The organism is Desulforhopalus sp. IMCC35007, assembly GCF_005116575.1.
In the GTDB taxonomy this organism is placed as follows: Bacteria; Desulfobacterota; Desulfobulbia; order Desulfobulbales; family Desulfocapsaceae; genus Desulforhopalus_A.
In genome coordinates, this window is sequence record NZ_SWCN01000003.1 from 223,460 (window position 1) to 238,702 (window position 15,243).

General features: G+C 48.9%; 13 protein-coding genes. 10 read left to right on the forward strand and 3 right to left on the reverse strand.

Annotation, left to right across the window (positions count from 1 at the left end; all coding sequences use genetic code 11):
- Positions 1-38: 38 nt before the first annotated feature.
- From FCL48_RS04485 to FCL48_RS04495, 3 genes are all read right to left on the reverse strand, one after another.
- The gene (locus FCL48_RS04485; protein ID WP_136871050.1) at positions 39-1,682 is read right to left on the reverse strand and encodes an acyl-CoA synthetase; all 1,644 of its coding nucleotides are present in this window, start codon (positions 1,680-1,682) and stop codon (positions 39-41) included.
- Positions 1,683-1,779: 97 nt separating this feature from the next.
- Complete coding sequence (locus FCL48_RS04490) at positions 1,780-3,030, reverse strand: acetyl-CoA C-acyltransferase (RefSeq protein ID WP_136871051.1); 1,251 nt, start codon at positions 3,028-3,030, stop codon at positions 1,780-1,782.
- A gap of 92 nt (positions 3,031-3,122) precedes the next feature.
- Positions 3,123-3,716, reverse strand: coding sequence for a TetR/AcrR family transcriptional regulator (locus tag FCL48_RS04495; RefSeq protein WP_136871052.1), 594 nt, complete (start codon positions 3,714-3,716; stop codon positions 3,123-3,125).
- Between the two features lie 466 nt (positions 3,717-4,182).
- On the opposite strand from FCL48_RS04495, the gene FCL48_RS04500 reads away from it, so the two are divergent.
- The 10 genes from FCL48_RS04500 to FCL48_RS04545 all read left to right on the forward strand — a co-directional run bounded on the left by FCL48_RS04500 (position 4,183) and on the right by FCL48_RS04545 (position 15,241).
- Complete coding sequence (locus FCL48_RS04500) at positions 4,183-6,069, forward strand: bifunctional acetyl-CoA hydrolase/transferase family protein/GNAT family N-acetyltransferase (protein ID WP_136871053.1); 1,887 nt, start codon at positions 4,183-4,185, stop codon at positions 6,067-6,069.
- 774 nt (positions 6,070-6,843) lie between these two features.
- The gene (locus tag FCL48_RS04505) at positions 6,844-7,263 is read left to right on the forward strand and encodes a TraV family lipoprotein (protein ID WP_136871054.1); all 420 of its coding nucleotides are present in this window, start codon (positions 6,844-6,846) and stop codon (positions 7,261-7,263) included.
- 3 nt (positions 7,264-7,266) lie between these two features.
- Positions 7,267-9,813: a TraC family protein gene (locus FCL48_RS04510; RefSeq protein WP_136871055.1), complete on the forward strand. Its 2,547-nt coding sequence runs from the start codon at positions 7,267-7,269 to the stop codon at positions 9,811-9,813.
- Positions 9,803-10,444, forward strand: a complete 642-nt coding sequence (locus FCL48_RS04515) for a hypothetical protein (RefSeq protein ID WP_136871056.1) — start codon at positions 9,803-9,805, stop codon at positions 10,442-10,444. The genes FCL48_RS04510 and FCL48_RS04515 overlap by 11 nt, the downstream gene beginning before the upstream one ends.
- A complete protein-coding gene (locus FCL48_RS04520) occupies positions 10,431-11,357 on the forward strand; it encodes a TraU family protein (protein ID WP_136871057.1) in 927 nt (308 codons plus the stop codon). The genes FCL48_RS04515 and FCL48_RS04520 overlap by 14 nt, the downstream gene beginning before the upstream one ends.
- The gene (locus tag FCL48_RS04525; protein ID WP_136871058.1) at positions 11,336-12,094 is read left to right on the forward strand and encodes a TrbC family F-type conjugative pilus assembly protein; all 759 of its coding nucleotides are present in this window, start codon (positions 11,336-11,338) and stop codon (positions 12,092-12,094) included. Before FCL48_RS04520 ends, FCL48_RS04525 begins: the two co-directional genes overlap by 22 nt.
- On the forward strand, positions 12,091-12,414 hold the full coding sequence (locus tag FCL48_RS04530) for a hypothetical protein (protein WP_136871059.1): 324 nt from the start codon (positions 12,091-12,093) through the stop codon (positions 12,412-12,414). The genes FCL48_RS04525 and FCL48_RS04530 overlap by 4 nt, the downstream gene beginning before the upstream one ends.
- Entirely contained in the window at positions 12,395-12,931 is a 537-nt protein-coding gene (locus FCL48_RS04535; RefSeq protein WP_169309077.1) for a S26 family signal peptidase, read from the forward strand. Before FCL48_RS04530 ends, FCL48_RS04535 begins: the two co-directional genes overlap by 20 nt.
- Positions 12,891-13,814: a conjugal transfer protein TraF gene (locus tag FCL48_RS04540; protein ID WP_136871061.1), complete on the forward strand. Its 924-nt coding sequence runs from the start codon at positions 12,891-12,893 to the stop codon at positions 13,812-13,814. Before FCL48_RS04535 ends, FCL48_RS04540 begins: the two co-directional genes overlap by 41 nt.
- Entirely contained in the window at positions 13,790-15,241 is a 1,452-nt protein-coding gene (locus FCL48_RS04545) for a conjugal transfer protein TraH (RefSeq protein ID WP_136871062.1), read from the forward strand. The genes FCL48_RS04540 and FCL48_RS04545 overlap by 25 nt, the downstream gene beginning before the upstream one ends.
- Positions 15,242-15,243: the final 2 nt, after the last annotated feature.

Below are 15,243 nucleotides of genomic sequence, written 5' to 3' on the forward strand. Positions count from 1 at the left end.
TTATTCCTTTTAATTATCCCGGACACACCACAGGACGGTTAACTGAAAATTTCCTTAAAGGATTCCCTCATTTGGCGTTTAAGGATTTTGCCGGTCGGTGTCTTGGGGAGTGCTTCGACAAAGATAATCTTTTTCGGGACTTTGAAAGATGAAAGGTTCTTTTTGCAGTGCTCGATGATCTCCGCTTCCGTGGCTGTGGCCCCCTCCTTGAGCTTGATAACCGCTGCCACCGCCTCCACCCATCGGGGATGATTCAGACCGACCACGGCCACCTCCTGCACGGCCGGGTGGAGGAATACAGCCTCCTCGACCTCCCTGGAAGCAACGTTCTCGCCACCAGTTTTGATCATGTCTTTTTTTCGGTCCACCACGGTGATGTAGCGGTCCTCGTCGAGGGCGCCCAAATCCCCGGAATGGAACCAGCCACCTGTCATCGCGGCTTCGGTCTTATCTGGTTCCTTGAAATACATGGTCATGACATGGGGCCCGCGGCCACATATCTCTCCGGGTACGTCGATCCCATTGATTTCATTGCCATCCTCATCTTCGATGCGAGACTCCATATGCAGACCGGCCATGCCGGCAGAACCGATCTTCGCTTGGGCATCTTCGGCCTTGAGGATGCAATGGTACGGCGCCAGCTCGGTCTGTCCGTAATAGTTATAGACCCCGGCCTTGGGGAATTTCTCCAGGATCTCCCTGAGGATCTCCCGCGGCATGATAGAAGCGCCATAGTAACATTTCACCAGGCTGGAAAGATTATATTTTCCGAAATCTGGATGTCGGAGCATACCGATCCAGACTGTTGGCGGTGCAAAGAACATGGTCGCTTTCCAGGTCTGGATAGCGGCCAGTATCTTACCGATATCAGGGCTCATGAGAATGTTGGTGCCGCCGATCCAGAATACCGGATTCATGAATACGTCCCGCTGGGCGCAATGGTAAATGGGCAGCGCATTGATGTTGATATCAGTATGGTCATACTTGCCGTCAATAATGCAGCCCATGTATTCAGCGATCAAGGCCTGGTTGCTGATGATCACCCCCTTTGGCAAGGATTCGGTGCCACTAGTGTAGGTCATCTGGACCGGATCCTCGATCCGCAGTATGACATCGGGCTCTGTTGTTGGCGCCGAAGAGTACCAGGCGGTGTAGTCGACAAACCCTTTGGGTGCAGGCAGTCCAGCCCCTTGATCGGACCAGATCAAATGTTTTACCTGTGGCATTTTGTTCAACACCCCCTTCACATTGTCATAAAGGCTATCTTCAACTATAAAAACGGTGCTTTCCGAGTGGTTGATACAAAAGGCGATGTCATCGTCTCTCAGCAGGTAATTGACAGCCAGATAAATTGCCCCGATCTTGGCACAACCCAACCAAGTCAGGACATGATGGTGGGTATTGTGGGCCAGTATGGCCACGCGATCATATTTTTTCACTCCCAGTCTGGTGAGGGCGTTGGCTGCCTGGTTGCACTGGTCTTCCAACTGACTGTAAGTCAGACTCATGTCGTTGAACACCAGAGCCTTCTTGTCAGGATAATGATACCGGGTCCGACGGACCATATCGGCGATGACCCACCTGTTGATCCGGTTGTTCCGATTCATGATGAAATCGATATTTTCTTGGCTAATAGTGCTGTACCGAAGTTTTTCCTGTTCCGAGAGTGGATCATAGATCATGGTGTAGCCCTCCACAAAGAATAATTGTCTGTCCGGGGATTCCCGGACCAGATGCCGATCCGGGGATTCCCAGATGACGGCACATCGAGAATCGGGTCTAACTCATTTCAATGGCGCAGGCCATGGATACTCCGCCGCCACCACACAGGGTGGCCAACCCCAAACATTTACCGCGTTTTTTCATCGCATACATCAGAGTTACCATTAGCCTGGCGCCGGTCGAGCCCACCGGGTGTCCCAGGCCAATGCCCGAGCCGTTGACGTTGGTGATTTCCCGGTTGAGGTCCAGTTCCTTTTCACAACCCAGGTACTGGGCGGCAAAGGCCTCGTTGACCTCAATGAGGTCAAAATCTTTTATTGTGAGGTTCGAAGACTTGAGCAGGTTGCGGACGGCAGGGACCGGTGACAGGCCCATGACTGAGGGATGACATGCCCCCCTGGCGACGGCTTTGATCCTGGCCAAAGGTTGCAGACCCAGTTCCTTAGCCTTGTCGGCGGACATAATGACCATGCCGGTGGATCCATCGTTGATGCCGCTGGAGTTGCCGGCGGTGACGGTACCGATTTCAGGTATAAATGCCGGTGGCAGTTTGCGGAGCATATCCATGGTCATGCCGGGTTTGAAATGTTCGTCCTTGGCAAATACTAGAGAAGGTTTCTTTCTCTGGGGAACCTCCACCGGTACAATTTCGTCGGCAAAGGAACCGTCAAGGGTGGCCCGTTCCGCCTCATTATGGCTTCGCAGGGCGACCTCGTCCATCTCTTCTCTACTGATACCCAGATGCTGAGCGACGAATTCGGCAGTGTGCCCCATGATATAGGGTTTGCCGACAAACATGCTGAGCGGCGGCTGGGTGGCGTCCACCGGGCCATCTTCAGGATGTGGAATGAGGTGGGAACCGCAATGGAGGGTATGGATGAGATTATCGACAAAAGTCTGATCCTGCAGGCGGCAACCCCATCGTGCTCCGGGAACCGAATAGGGAACGCTGGACATATGCTCGGTTCCACCAGCCAAGATGATGTCGGCCATGTCGGCCTGGATCATGGCCATACCTGAGATAGCGGCCTCCATACCCGAGATGCAGACCCGATTAATGGTTACAGCGGTAACAGTTTCTGGAATACCGGCAAGCAGCGAGCCGACCCGGGTCACATTCAAGGTGTCGGCTGATTCCATGCAGCAGCCGTAGCGTATATCGTCAATCATCACCGGATCGATGCCGGCCCGCCGGATGGCTTCTTTCATGGTGATACTTGCCAGAATGGCGCCGTTCAGGTCACGGAGGGTGCCGCCGAATGCGCCGATAGCGGTTCGGCATCCAGATACAATGACAACTTCTTTCATGGTTCGATCCTCTCTTGAGTATTCGATATCCACAACCGGTTGACACCGGCGGCCAGACACCGGGTTAGAAAAAATTTCAGTTTTTCGTCAGGTTATCGTTTGATCCCGTTCAAAAGGAGCTCTGTTATGATCCTGGCAGCATCATTTGTCGAAACTGGTTCATTAAAAATGGCACGATTCAGGCACGAATGCTCTATGGTGCCGAAAATGGCATTGCGGATGTAGGCTGGCGGTATGTTGTCTCGAATTTCACCGCTAGCTATGCCTTCTTTGATAATATCGAGAAGGATCCGGTTGAACTGCCGTACCAGCTCATAGGCCTCACTGTGGAAATATTCTTCCGAATTCCGGACCTCCAGCAGGATTATCCTGGCAAACACACGGTGATTTGCATAGCGCTCGATGGAGGACCAGATGATTTTTCTCAGTTTGTTCAGGGCTCCGTCGATCCCCTGCAGGTCACGGTCAATCTGGACCAAGAAATGATCGTAATGTTCCTTGAGGACGTGATGCAGGATATCACGCTTGCCTTTAAAATACTTGTAGATCAGTCCTTCGGTAACTCCAGCAGCGACTGCGATATCTGAGATGGTGAGGGATTCGAAGGTCCGTTCCTCCAGCAGGGTTCTCAGCGCATCGATGATCTTCAATTTGCCTGGCGGACTGATGGCGACTGACGTTTGCATAGATTTAGTAAAAAATATTTACCACTATAGCATATAATAAATATAAATATATCGTATATATGATAATTTTTTGTGGCGATTAACATTGACACAGCAACAAATAAGTGAATATCATTTACCATGGAATCAACATCTCGTCAAGATTGTACTTTCAGTGTCACCAAACCATCGGTTAAAGGCGAGTGAGCAAAAACCTCCCGGGGTTTCCTGACGATGCAGTTTTTTCCGGGCCTTGATCCGCCCTATCGTCTTCTCCGGATTTAGAGGTTTGCCCACCTTATCCCAGGACTGGAACTATTTTTTGTCGGTATTGAACGTCGCCACACAAGTGCGATGTGTTGTGAGTCCTCGCCCCGGATAAAACGCCCTCTCTTCTTCTGTGAAAGAAAGTTGTGCTTAGCCACTGAATACGCTAAATTTCTCGATTAATAGAATTTCTCATATATAACACCACTTGGAGCAAATTATGCCGAACTCCCAATACTGGGCTGATGCCTATATACAAAAACGAGTAGATGCAGATACAGCCATTGGCAGAATTCGTTCTGGTCAGAGAGTGTTTATCGGGTCAGGATGTGGGGAGCCTCAGATTCTTATCCAGAAACTTGTCGAAAAAGCAAACAATTTCAGCGGATTGGAGATTGTTCGATTGCTGGGTCGTGAAACTGTTTCCCTTGCAGCCATTGCAGATAAAACCCAGGACACCAACCTCAATATCCGATCTATATATCTTGGCGCGACTAATTCAAAAAGCCTCACCAAACATCGTCGTTTCATTACCCCACTGAACATGTCGGATGCACCAGGCCTGTTCACCACAAGAAAACTCCCTTTAAATGTTGCGTTGATTCAGGTCTCTTCGGTTGATGATTTTGGCTGGATGAGCCTTGGCATTTCTGTCGACGTGACCATGGCTGCAGCCCGATCTGCTGATTTTGTCATAGCCCAGGTAAATCCCAAAATGCCAAGAGTCATGGGCCAGAGCTTCATCCATGTAAATGATGTGGATTTACTGGTTGAATATGAGGAAGATCTCCTTGCAATACCACCTGCAGTGGCATCATCTGAGGCCGCGCAACAAATCGGTAACCATATTGCGAAGCTGATCGAAGATGGATCAACCCTCCAGATAGGCCTTGATGCCGTCTCCCAGGCAACAGTGCAAACCCTCTCTAACAAAAATGACCTCGGAGTCCACTCGCAGTTTTTCACTGACACCATCATGCATCTGTATGCCATGGGAAATATAACCAATAAGAAAAAAGGCCTCAACGAAGGCAAGATGGTTGCCTCAATGGCCGTCGGCACCCCTGAACTTTACGAGTTCTTAAATGATAATCCGGCGGTGAATTTTCATCCCTCTGACTATGTAAACGATCCCTTTGTTATCTCCCAGCACAACCGAATGGTATCGTTGAACGTCGCAAACAAGATAGATCTCACGGGACAGGTCTCTGCCCAGGCTTCTTCCGCTACACGATTTGCTGGTGTCTCAGGTATCCCGGATTTTGTTCGCGGGGCACGGCGCTCCCCGGCCGGAAAGTCCATCCTCATGCTCTATTCCACCAAAGAAACAAAAGACGGTGTAGAGTCCACCATCATTCCAGCATTACGAGAGGATCTCGTCGTAGTTCCTCGATCCGATGTCCACTATATTGTCACCGAATATGGATGTATGAACTTGTTCGGAAAAAGCCTTCAAGAGCGTGTGATTGCAATGATTAGCATCGCACACCCCGATTTCAGGGAAGCCCTTTTAGAGGATGCCAAGGAGCTTGGCTTTATTGACTCCGAAAGAACACTGGGAGAGGCATCGAGAGCTGTCTACCCCGTACGTCTTGAACAAACCTTGGAACTCAATGGTCAAAAAGTCACCATCCGTCCTTCAAAACCAGTGGATGAGCGCCGAATACAGGAACATTACTACACCCTGCCTAAAGAGGACGTGCTGACGAGATTTTTTTGCCAGAAAACTATCTTTGCCAGAGCAGAGATGGAGATACGCTCCCATGTCAACTATGTCAACGATTTGACCCTGGTTGCCGTAGTCGGAGAATTTGGCTTTGGACGGATTGTGGCCGTTGCCGAGAGCATGAAACTGGACAATGAGAACATGGCAGAGGTGGCATTTTCTGTCAGTGAAGATTTCCAGGGTAAAGGTCTAGGCACCTTGTTTCTGAAAAAACTCGCGGCAGCAGCCCGGGAAAACGGCATCGCCGGCCTTATCGCCTATACAATCCCGAGCAACAAGGCGATGGTAAAACTTTTTAAGACATTACCGTACAAAGTGACCACTCTCTATGAGGACGGCGACCTACTGTTGAGTTGCCGCTTTAACAACCTTGTCGAATAATAGAGCTTACCACAGCCCAAACACAAGAATACTTGGAGGGGGGGACTTTTCAGTTCTCTTTGTTTTCTGCAACACAACTTTTACCTGCTCGAAATTTAGCCTGAACGTTCCTTATTACAATCCTCTTCCAATCGTTCCTTTTTGGTTACCGCTATTACCCAAAAGAGACATCCTTAAAAAGGATTAAGATAGCTAAAGTAAAAAAGATGTGGGTAAAAAACGTCTATTCACCATACTATTTTTGATACGGACAGAAAGCTTAACGTGAAAAGATGTCCTTTGCCAATCTTATCCACTTAAGCAAAACCAAAATTTAAGACTATTCCTGAGAGGGTAGACCTGCCTATTTTGCTGGAATTGTGCAGAAATGGAGTAACTGCTGATCATTGATTTCCAAAGAACAACTCTCAAAAGTGCAGCAGTACCCAACATAACTACTGACAAGTTAACCCTATCTATGGAGTAAAATTTGGGCAGAAATTTTATTAGAAAATAGTGCCACCCGTTGCTTCCTAACAAAGTGCATACCGAAAAATTGCTACCATTTTTGAACGGTAGTTATTGAGATAATATCCACATATCCACCGAACCCTCAGGCTTTAGCTACAGGACAATTCGCACTTCCCCGCCAGCGCCCTCTTCTCCACTATTTACATCTCATCGCATTCTGATCCTATTTTTCCCATCCAGACAGGTCATCCCCATAGAAAAAAGAAGATAGAGGAACAGTGCTCTCGATCTTTGTAAATAATCTTAACCACGGCAAGATGACCTATGAAAATATTCAATCAAACAATATGCCGTAGTCCCCTTCTCCTCTTCATGCTTCTGACAAGCTGCGGCCCTGTGCTTAATCCCTACAATGAGGATTTCAAATGTCGGGCCAGAGACGATGCCGGGGAATGTATTGACACCCCGACGGCTTATCAAAAGGCTCGTTATCCGGAGACAGCGACTGACGAAGCCTCGGCAGCACCGACAAATGGTCTGAAACAAGAAATTCAGGATAACAGATACAAGGCTCTTGCCGAATTACTACAGGAGGAGAAAAAGCCCCTCTTGCAACCACCAAAAATCCTCCGAGTGCTCCTGCTTCCCTACAAAGGTGAAGGCGAGGAGCTGTTCATGAGTCGCTACGTCTACGTCAAAATCGAGGATTCCAAATGGATCCTCACTGATCTTACGGAGCAATAGTCGATGTTTGCCGGATTCTTACAACGAGCAGTTCTCGGTCCCAGGCTATATTTGAAACAAAGCGATCTGGACAAGATGACCAGGCGCACCCCATTTTCCTCCTTTCTGAACTACCTGGCCTATTATCCTGATCTGGAAGTTTTCCTGAACCAGGACGGGAGCCTGGGCATGTTATGGGAATGTTCTCCGGTCATTTATGCGGGTCCCAAAACCATCACTTCCCTGGAGGGATTGTTCCGCGCCGGTTTACCTAAAGGCAGTGTTATTCAGCTCATCTTCCACGCCGACTCCCATATCACGCCAATCCTTCAGCGCTATCAGCAGAACAGGACCCGTAAAAACCCTCTTGTTGAGTCAAACACCGAGGCGGTGGTTACGTTTCTGACCAAGGGTAAGAAAGGCTTGAAGGCCTGCAGCAATATCCCGGTGCGTAACTTCCGCCTTTTTGTTGCTGTCAATCTTCCTGGAGAGTGCCCGGACCTTCCAAGTCCGGAAGATCTTCTCAAGAAAGGTAAAACCGCACCTCTGCTGGATATAAAGCGCCAGATAAAGGAGACCCTGAAAGCCGCCCTTCTCTATCCCCGGCACATGCAGGCTGAAGATCTGCTGGAATGGAGTCGCAGGCTGTTTAACCACTATCCGAAAGACTATCCAACACAGAATTTCAATACTTGCAATCCGGAAATCCCTCTCAACAAGCAGATCATCAACAGCGATACCGTTATCAAGGAAGAACAGGATCACTTGGTGATCGGCGACCATTATTTCTGCTGTACCACCCCAAAGATCGTTCCGAAAGAAATCGATCCCTTGCAAACCAATTCACTTTTTGGCGGGATATGGGGAGTGGTTTCTGATGCCGACCAGATTAAGACCGATTTTCTCTATACCTTCAATATCGTCTTTGAGGCAGGTCTGGAGATGAAACTCCATGCCAAATGTAATCTTATACTCAACCAGCAGGCGGTTGGTTCCCTGTCGCCAAGCCTGCGCCGCAAACAGGAGGAGTATCTCTCCGCCACCGATGACCTGGAGCGAGGTGAAAAGTTCGTCAAAGTAATCCCGGTATTTTGGGTATGGCATGATGACCTGGAGCAAGCCAGGGACTCTTGCACCAGAGTAAGGAGACTGTGGGAAAACAACGGCTATGTTATGCAGCAGGATCATCTGATTCTGAAGATTCTGTTTCTCTCCGCCCTTCCCTTTGGCCTCTACACAACCGGCAGAAATATCGAAAACCTGGAACGGGACTTTATCGCACCCATCACCTCGGTTGCACCGATCCTGCCGGTTCAGGGCGATTTTGCCGGGTCTGGCGGTGAGCCAAAGCTGATCTTTACCGGCAGAAAAGGACAGCTCATTTCTCTGGACTTTTTTCATTCCGGCGCCACCAATCAAAACGTCTTCTGCTGTGCGACATCCGGTTCAGGCAAGTCTTTTTTGGTCAACTTTATTGCCTTTAATTACTATGCCTGCGGTGCATTGGTGCGGATCATCGATATCGGTGGCTCTTATAAGAAAATGGCCAATATGTTCGGCGCTCGGTTTCTCGATTTCCAGCCGGACACCCATATCTGCCTCAATCCATTCACCTCTATCCGGGAGCCGGAAGAAGAATTGAAAAGCGTGGCCGCGGTATTTGCCCAGATGGCCTATTCCAACTCCGATAGCGCCAAATGTGACGATACCGAGATGAACCTTATCCGTAACAGTGTTCGTTGGGCATGGCAGCAAAAAGGGCAGGAAGCAGATGCCGACACGGTCTATGAGTTTTTGATGAAGTTCCCGGAGGCTCCCGGCTCTAATATGGACGAAATGGCTGATAATCCGAAACTCATCGAAACTGCCAGAAAGCTCGCCTTTAATATCCGGGAATTTACCAGCCATGGCTTTCATGGCAGGTTTTTTACCGGGCCAAGCACCTTTGCTATCCACAACGATGAGTTTGTCGTGCTCGAGCTGGAAAACCTCAAGGTCCAGCCGGATCTGTACCGGGTTGTGACACTCTTGATCATCAACGCGGTTACCCAGGACCTCTATCTTTCCGATCGTTCCCGGCCACGGCTTATCATCTTTGATGAAGCATGGCAGTTTCTGGATAAGGGAGCGATGATCGCCCCGGTTATCAATGAAGGTTATCGCCGGGCGAGAAAGTACAACGGCAGTTTCATGGTTATCACCCAATCTCTGCTCGACCTGGACAACTTCGGCGAGGTCGGCAGCGTCATCAACAGCAACTCGGCCTTCAAGATTTTGCTGGAATCAACGGATTTCGATCAGGCAAACAAGAAAGGGCTGCTCGACTATGACGAGTTCACCATGCGGCTGTTAAAAAGCGTCAAATCCAATCCACCCAACTACTCTGAAATATTTTTTGATACCCCTTTCGGTGTTGGCGTGGCCCGGCTGGTGGTCAACGACTATGCCTATTTCATCTACACTTCCAAGGCCAGGGAGATTGCCATGATTGAACATATGGTCCAGGACGGAAAAACCTATCATGAAGCCATTCAGGAGATGGTCAGAATGAGGCAGCAAGGTGAACTGTAAATTTTCCATATTCTTTATGACCTCCTGTATTTTTGTCGCTCATTTTGCCCAGGCAATGATAAATCTCGGTACCGTGGGAGAGACATATCCTGTTCTTGAACCGGATGTTGTAGCAGAACTGCGACAAGAAGCGGCAAAAAATGATACCAAAGATAAACTTCCCCTCTCCCTTCTGATGCAATCGTATCAGCCTGCAAATCTCCATGCATTGCCGCCCGCTGCTGCAAACAAATCATTTCTGGTTGATATGAACTACACCCTCAGCCAGAATTTTGTTGATGGAGATGGTAAAGCTCTCTATCCCCAGGGATATACGTTCAATCCGTTAGACTACCTTTCCTTTTCCGGCGGCCTGGTGGTAATCGATGGTGAAGATCCACTGCAGATCAATTGGTTTAAGAAAACTCCCTATGCTGACAACCATCGGGCCAGGCTTTTACTCTCAAACGGTTCTGCCTTTGAACTCATCCGACAGCTGAAACGCCCGGTGTTTTACCTTACCAGCGATATAGCAAAGAGGCTTCGACTCACCGCTGTCCCTTCCATTGTCGTGCAACAAGAAAACAAGATGCTGGTCCAAGAAGTAGTAATACCTCGCGACAAGCAGGGAGGGCCGGATGGTAAAAAATAAAACTCTCTGGACATGCGCCCTGCTGATAACGCTTATGTACAACCCTGCAGGAGCTGAAAAATCTGGGGATGCATTTAACTCAGCCACTGATATCCACTGGGATGAAATAGAATTCAAGATCGAAGGGATTTGTATCTGCCCCCGCCCTCCCCCTGTCTTCTATGAAACCGGCGTAATTATCAGTTACTGGGAACCCTTTCTGCTGGAAGATACGGTTTCTGTGGCCAACTATTCCACCTATCAGGGCGAGATGATGGGCTCTTCGTTGATTGATGAACTCGGCGGGAAAAACAAGAGTTCTGATGCCGTAGATGTAGCCAATGAGTCGACCTTCGCCCAGGCACACGGATATCTACTTCCTCTGATGTATGGGAGGTGTAATCGAAACGATTACGGCATGTGGTGGAGTGAATATGATTCGATGTGGCAAGATGATGAGATGTCCGCCATCATCCACCCGGAAGCCAGTCTTTTCGCCAACAAAGCCATGCAAATGTCCTGTATGGCTGACGCAACTGCAGTAAACGTTGGCTACCCGCTCGACTTTATGCCCTGGTGCGTCGGCAGTGGCGGATCCGCCTATCCGATGACCGGTCATGTCGATAATGACAACATCGTTCAGGCCAACAATACCGTTGCTTCACGGTTGATTTACAAATTGAACAGAATCATGATGATCTGCGATCCTGCCGACAATCTCTGCGGCTGCAACTACACCCCGATCTGGATCAAAAGCCATTACAAGATGCACGTTGTCAGACCGGCCGATCGATCGCCCGCATATCCTGTCGGAAAATCGGCAAAGTTTTACGACTCTGGCCTTAACCCTCCCTACCAGGGCGATAAGGGATCAAACGATGAATTTCTGTGGGTTGTCTACAGAAAGCAGAAATGCTGTACCTGCTGCCAATGAACTCTTTGGTGATTTTTATCGTTCTCCTTCTCGGAGCAGGTTTCACTCTGGCGCAAGCAGAAGATGCCCGTTCCATTATGGAGCAAGCAAAAAAAGATGCTGAGAAAATGAGATTGCCGGTAAATAAATATGCCGATGAAGGGCTGAAGGCAGCACAAGAAACTTCGAACCATTTTCATTCTCCAGAATTTCAGGAAAAGATCAAATGTGAAGAGCAACGGCTGGGAAAGGAAGTTTTTGCAGACTATGCAGCTCCCTGGAAAAAGAAGCAACAAGCGAAGGAGGAACAGGAAATAAAGGTCGGCAGTCTAACCAGTACGGAAAAAGTCTACCTCTTTTTCTCAAGCTCAGTACCGGATGAAACCATGCAGGCGTATCTCACAACCATTGCAAAAGCTGGTGACCCAAATGTCATCCCGGTGATGCGCGGTTGGGTGGGCGGCATGGCCGATACCAAGGCCGATGTAACATATTTTAGCCGAATATTACAAAAAGACCCTGCTTGCCGGGACTCAAGCAAACCGTGCGAATATTACCAGGTGGAAATCAATCTATTGCCATCTCTCTTTACCAAATACGGAATTACCCGGGTACCAGCGGTTGTTTACGAAAATGAAAATGACGCCTACCTGATCCAGGGAGATGCCGGACTCGATTACCTCCTGGAGAGAATCAACCGCGAAGCGAAAAGCACAGCTCTGGACAGCCTGATAAAGAAAATGCGAGGCACATATTGAACGAGGATAAGCAACAAAAGACGAACCCCCGTTCCGGTCCAGGATTTCTGGAGGTAATGGTCATTGCCATCATGATCGCGGCTGTAACAGTCTTTGGCTACGACAAGTACTTCGCTCAAAAGATCTATGCGCTGGATTTAAAGGGCTATCTCAGAACGCAAAAAGCTTTACTGGTGGCAGGAGAAATCAGCGAAGAAGAATGGAAGGCAAGCTTAGATGCGCTTGAACATACCCTGAACAACGCGGCCGCCGACCCTACTCACGTTATCCTGCTCAAAGATGTGGTGCTCAGAAATGGAGATGAAATCAATATCAAATAGCATCGACCAAAAGAGGCTGTTTCAGAAACTAAAAAACCGGGAAAAGAGTATCGCCCTGGTATTTCTGGCAGCTCTGTTGATTGGTTTATGGCTGCCGTCACGGATCATTGTTTCAACCAGTGCGTCACTTAAGCATAGAATATTTTTTCTGACCAATCCCAGAGGCAACATCAAGACCGGAGATTATCTGGTTTTCAGACACAAGGTAGAACATGAGACCTTTGTAAAACGTGGGCTGAACAAAGAAAATAATCGTCTGATAAAGCAAGTAGGATGCAGCCCCGGGGAGATACTGGCAAAAGATGCGGACAACCGGTTTTTCTGTGGAAAAATACTTCTTGGAAAAGCCCTGACCAAGGACAGCGAAGGGAGAAATTTACCGCAATTCAACTTTATCGGCCCAGTACCGGACAACAACTATTTCATGGTGGGATCAAATCCCCGCAGTTTTGACTCCAAATACTTTGGTTTTATCCATGCAGATCAGATTTTATACAAAGCCTTGCCACTCTGGTAATCATCTTGCTTTGATAACAGTATGCCTGGCTCTTATTCTACTGTCCGGTACCGGTGCCAGTGCCACCGACAACAATTTCTATCAGGACACCAAGCATGGCTGGTTCTGGTATGAAAACCCTCCACCTGAACCCGATGAACCGGAAATCAAATCAGAGCCCGCTGTCAAACCACGCATAATTCCATCTCTGGACAACTATACAATCGACGACCTATGGAACCTACATCCAGATGATTTCCAACAACTCCTGAACGACCTCCAGAAAAAAGCAGTCCAGACTCCGGAGGAGCAAAACATTATGGAATATCTCACCATGCAGGATATCGCCAGGCGTAAAGCCCTGGCCTATACCAATGCCACCATGTATGTCACCCAGAAATACGGCGACCTCTTTAATGTCAATCAGGTTTATCCAGCCGCAGGTCCTGGCATCACCGCAAGAGTACAGATGCAGCAAACGGAAATTGCCCAGACAATCAACCAGGCAGGCGCCAACCATGCCCTAATATTTTTCGTCAGCCCAGGCTGTGGCTTCTGTGAACAGCAAACGCATATCCTTTCCTATTTTGTCGATAAATACGGCTGGCAGATTAAGACCGTAAATATCAGCACAGATCTCAATGCCGCTACCCGGTTTAACATTACCACCTCCCCTACTTTGCTCCTTATAAAGAAAGGACAAGACGACTACATGACCGTAGCCAATGGTGTTATCACCTTGACGGAGCTTGAAAGAAAACTTTACCGGGCAATCCGGTTTATGCAGGGAGACACCAAGGGCGACAACTTCCTGATGTATCAATTCCAAAAAGGCAGTGCATTCGATCCAACTTCCATCCTGCATAAAGGAGAACAGCCATGGCAAAAGCAAAAGACACCTTGAAAATCATTGCCGCAACCATTGTAATTTTTCTATTCTCCACGGTGATTGCCTCTGCCGCCTGGGTTGACGACTGGCTCCAGCAGAAAACGACCACCTCACCGAACTATTTTTCAGGACAACAGCGGGGATACTATTCCGGTGGCTCATTTAATGCCCGGTGGCCAAACACCAGCACATACCCGGTAACCGTGGAGATGCCGCGTGTCAAAAGCGGTTGCGGTGGCATTGATGTATTCATGGGTGGATTTTCTTTTATGAATACCGATTACCTCGTCGATAAGCTCCAGGGAATTCTGTCCGGTGCTGCAGCGGTGGCCTTTGATCTCGGCCTGAAAACGCTTTGCGAGCAATGCTCCAACACGATCAAGAACTTTGAAGCACTCTCCGACAAGCTCAACTCCATGCAACTTGATGAATGCGCGGCGGCAAAAGAGCTGGTCGGGGTGGTCATGGATGACAATGGTTTTCATTCGACCGAGGTCATGCGGGAAAAGCTCGCCACCTCCATTAAGGAAAACAAGTTATCCCTGGGTGTCTCAGAGATGTGGGACATCGTTACCAAGGAAGATGAAGCCAATAACAATGTCCCGCAAGCCAGCGACGTGGCCCAAATAACCAGTGGTTGCAACGCCGATATCCAAAGCACCTTTCTTGCCGGAGGATCCCTTTTAGAAAATGTCGGCAGCAAAATGGGTCTGCCGGCGGATTATACCGATCTTATTCGCGGCCTGGTTGGAGACGTTAACCTGGAAGGCCCGGCAAATGCATATAAGGTCTCCTACGAAGCACCTTGTCCACAGAATAATCCCGATGACATTAAAGGTTTTGCCGGCGGCAATATATACGCAAAGGCCACAAACGGCATGTGCAGCCAGATTACCGATACCAACCGGGACCTGGTCCAATATGTCCGGGATACTTTGATGACCATTGCCGGCAAGATTGAAACCAAAACCACCCTCAGCCTTGCCGAACAGACATTTCTACAAACCAACCCTCTTGCGGCTCTGCCTATCCTCAAAACGGCGATAACAACAGATATGAAAGATGCAGCAGTGGCCGGTCTTGCCGACATTACCGCTAACGCCTACGCCCTGCAGATATTGTCCGACCTCTATCTCCGGGCTGAAATTGTTGCCAGAAAGGCAAAAGAAATGCTTGAGAAACAGACCGGAGCAACTGCCGGCCAGCCATCGGAGAGATGTGCGGCCGTAGTCTTTGCCCAGCATGCCGACCAGGATATTTCCCTTATGCTGGATAGGATCAAACAGGTTCAGGAAGCTGCCCGGGCCAGCTATGTTGCTTCGGCAAGTGAGATGAATAGCATCATGACCTACCTCGAACACATGCAGAAGATTGAAGCACAGATGACGGCAGAAATCACCCGCCGCTACGGCAAAGATGTTGCGACCAGGCTGCAAATGTAGAG

Excerpts from the sequence above, each read along its gene's own strand:
- FCL48_RS04525 (WP_136871058.1), top strand. The coding sequence starts at position 11,336 with ATGCTGTACCTGCTGCCAATGAACTCTTTGGTGATTTTTATCGTTCTC.
- FCL48_RS04545 (WP_136871062.1), top strand. The coding sequence starts at position 13,790 with ATGGCAAAAGCAAAAGACACCTTGAAAATCATTGCCGCAACCATTGTA.
- FCL48_RS04535 (WP_169309077.1), top strand. The coding sequence starts at position 12,395 with ATGAAATCAATATCAAATAGCATCGACCAAAAGAGGCTGTTTCAGAAA.
- FCL48_RS04505 (WP_136871054.1), top strand. The coding sequence starts at position 6,844 with ATGAAAATATTCAATCAAACAATATGCCGTAGTCCCCTTCTCCTCTTC.
- FCL48_RS04490 (WP_136871051.1), bottom strand. The coding sequence starts at position 3,030 with ATGAAAGAAGTTGTCATTGTATCTGGATGCCGAACCGCTATCGGCGCA.
- FCL48_RS04520 (WP_136871057.1), top strand. The coding sequence starts at position 10,431 with ATGGTAAAAAATAAAACTCTCTGGACATGCGCCCTGCTGATAACGCTT.
- FCL48_RS04495 (WP_136871052.1), bottom strand. The coding sequence starts at position 3,716 with ATGCAAACGTCAGTCGCCATCAGTCCGCCAGGCAAATTGAAGATCATC.
- FCL48_RS04510 (WP_136871055.1), top strand. The coding sequence starts at position 7,267 with ATGTTTGCCGGATTCTTACAACGAGCAGTTCTCGGTCCCAGGCTATAT.
- FCL48_RS04485 (WP_136871050.1), bottom strand. The coding sequence starts at position 1,682 with ATGATCTATGATCCACTCTCGGAACAGGAAAAACTTCGGTACAGCACT.
- FCL48_RS04500 (WP_136871053.1), top strand. The coding sequence starts at position 4,183 with ATGCCGAACTCCCAATACTGGGCTGATGCCTATATACAAAAACGAGTA.
- FCL48_RS04540 (WP_136871061.1), top strand. The coding sequence starts at position 12,891 with ATGCAGATCAGATTTTATACAAAGCCTTGCCACTCTGGTAATCATCTT.